Here is an 829-nt window from a genome sequence, read left to right as displayed (position 1 = left end):
CGGTGGCTACGATAAGTGCGAGCGGCGCTCGTTTTCGGCCGCCGCCTTTTCTGGAAATTCCTCTTTCCGACGCGCCAGCGTGCCACTGGCCGGAGCCTTGTCATGATCCGTCGCGCTTCCTCGTCCCCGGCGCTGCGCCGACGTCTCCTGCTTGTGGGCGCGAGCCTCGCCGCGCTCGCCGCCACCGGCCTGCCGGTGACGGCCGCACAGGCGCAGTCGATGGGCGCGGTGCTCGGGCGGCAGGCGCCGGTGCGCACCGCCACGCCCGGCTCGACCACCACGCCGGTGCGCGCGCCCGGCATGCAGGGGGCGTTGCAGCGCCAGCAGACCACGCAGCAGCGGGTCGACCAGATCCGCGCCTATGCGACCCAGATCCGTGCGGCGGCCGATCGCGGACAGGTCGCCGACGGGCTCGATCCGGGCGGCCTCGATCCCACCCAGGTGATCAAGGATGCGCTCGCCGCCGCAAGGGCCGGCAACAGCCAGCGCGCCAGCGAACTGCTCGTCTCGGCGGGGGCCAATTACGACCTCACCGGCCTTGCCACATGGCAGGGCGCGGGGCTGCCCTCACAGACCACCGGTAGCGACGGCCGCGTGACGGTCACGATCGACCAGACGCAGGAGCGCGCGCTGCTCTCGTGGAACAGGTTCGACATCGGCGCCAACACCACGCTCCAGTTCAACCAGAAGGAGAACGGGGTCGCGCAACCCGGCTGGGTCGCGGTCAACCGCGTCACCAACGCCACCGATCCCACCCGCATCCTCGGCAACATGACCGCCGATGGCACCGTCGTCGTCATCAACCAGGCCGGCATCATCTTCGGCTCCA

General features: G+C 70.7%; 1 protein-coding gene. It reads left to right on the top strand.

What is annotated here, in order from left to right:
• Positions 1 to 102: 102 nt before the first annotated feature.
• A partial coding sequence (locus PX554_RS26530) for a two-partner secretion domain-containing protein (protein WP_275505043.1) occupies positions 103 to 829 on the top strand: 727 nt, incomplete at its 3' end.

The sequence above is a fragment of the Sphingomonas pollutisoli genome (genome assembly GCF_029167165.1).
Classification (GTDB): Bacteria; Pseudomonadota; Alphaproteobacteria; order Sphingomonadales; family Sphingomonadaceae; genus Sphingomonas; species Sphingomonas pollutisoli.
This window is presented reverse-complemented; position numbering and strand designations above follow the sequence as displayed.